The 1,670-nt window shown below is 54.3% G+C and carries 1 protein-coding gene and 1 pseudogene; one reads left to right on the top strand and one right to left on the bottom strand.

Going from position 1 to position 1,670, the window contains the following annotated elements:
* A pseudogene (locus EOA24_RS42595) lies at positions 1-240 on the top strand (GntR family transcriptional regulator); the annotation flags it as partial.
* A gap of 408 nt (positions 241-648) precedes the next feature.
* On the opposite strand, the gene EOA24_RS37150 reads toward EOA24_RS42595, so the two are convergent.
* Positions 649-1,670 (bottom strand): ATP-binding protein (locus EOA24_RS37150; RefSeq protein ID WP_133374863.1); only part of this gene is annotated, 1,022 nt, incomplete at its 5' end.

Here is a 1,670-nt window from a genome sequence, read left to right on the forward strand (position 1 = left end):
CTGTATGCCCAGTCGAGAGCACCGAGACTTCTCGCAATCATTGACAATCTTTGGGTGACAATCGGCCCTACGCTGGGGCTTCTTGCAACTCAAGGGTTCGAAGACAATGACGGCGAAAGGTTTCACGATGCCGCAATTTCCGCACTGAAGGCAGGAGATGCCGCCGCCGTCCAAAACGCAATAGTTAATGATATACTCACCGCACGTCAGAAGATACTCCAAATATTGAAGCGTGAATAGAAGTGAATATTTTTACACAAAGTTCTTGCGATTCACAGGTAGAGGTCCGCGCCCCCGCCGGTTGCTCAACCCAGCGCCAGACGGCGCAGCAGAAATGGTCGCGGCTCTAATCGCCACTGGATGAGAGTTCGGTGGCTCAAAATAGCTGATCGTTCTAAGTTCCACAAGATAGATTACGCGACTGTTTTCGGTGTACAAATTGTCAGATTTTTAGTATTGCATGATATGATCTCGCTACCTGCAAGTCTTTTCGACCACAATCCGGGATACAACCGATCAGTATTGCAGCAGCAGGCTTACTTTATGTCTCGGTTATACAGGTCGATATTACTAGCACAACCCGTCTCATTAAAACGGGCGGGAGACTCTGAACTCTTCTGAGCCGACTATGCCCCATGAGGCCAATCATTATGCACCGATTGGGATGCGGACCTTGACGACAGTGCCCGCTCCGGGTTTGCTATCGATGAAAAGCCTCCCATTGAGTGAGGCGACCATCTGGGAACAGCCGGTGAGGCCGAGGCCGACGTGATTCCCGGCCCGGGTCGAAAAGAAGGGCGTCTTTGCTTTGCGCAGGACTTCTGGCGTCATGCCGACACCGTTGTCTGCGACCTCCAGGAACAGAACGTTGCGGCGAAAAATGGACCGGTGCACGACCGATGCCCTTACGACAACGCTCGGCCTGTCGGTGTTTTCGACCGCCGTGAGCGCGTTCTGCACGAGCTCGCTCAGCACCAGTTGAAACTGGGTTGCCGGCACTGCTTGTGTTCCCGCCTCGGAATCGACTGACAGCTGTACGATGCCGTCCCGATCTTTGAGGTCCAGCAAAAGCTTGGCGAGCGGCAGGACATGCGAATCTCGTTGCAAAAAAGCGATCTTGAGCAAACCGTCATTGATGGATTCGAGCTCATTCGCCGCACTGCGGGCAGCCTTCAACATCTCTTCTCTCGGAGGTTGCTCCGAACCAGTGCCCTCCAGAAACAGTCGCAAAGCGGTGACGCGGGAGCGCGTCATATGCGCGAACAGCGAGGCGAATGAGCGCATGTGTCGATCGCGGCGGCTGACGTAAGCGTGACGCTGATGGGTTATGAGATAGAAGATCGCGACCAGTCCCAGCGCAATCGCGAACATGAACCAGTTGCGGGATGCGGCTATATCGATTTGAGCGGTTTCCTGGAGCGTCGTGCTGTGATCAACGGTGGCGCTAGAGATCTCGTACATGTCCTGTTCGAGATTGGTCATGTGGTCGAGGGCATCCGCATAATTGGAACCAGCTTCGACGACCGGCGCGACGTTTTGCTCGACTGTCCGACGCACGTTTTCCAGGAGTTCGATGTCTTTCTGCGGGAAGAAATGCTGCAGGTACGGCAGCGCCAGAAGCTGAGCGATATTGACGCTCACAAGAGCCATTTGCCGGTTGATGTCAGGAT

Origin of the sequence: Mesorhizobium sp. M2A.F.Ca.ET.039.01.1.1 (assembly GCF_003998035.1) — a bacterium.
Taxonomy (GTDB): Bacteria; Pseudomonadota; Alphaproteobacteria; order Rhizobiales; family Rhizobiaceae; genus Mesorhizobium.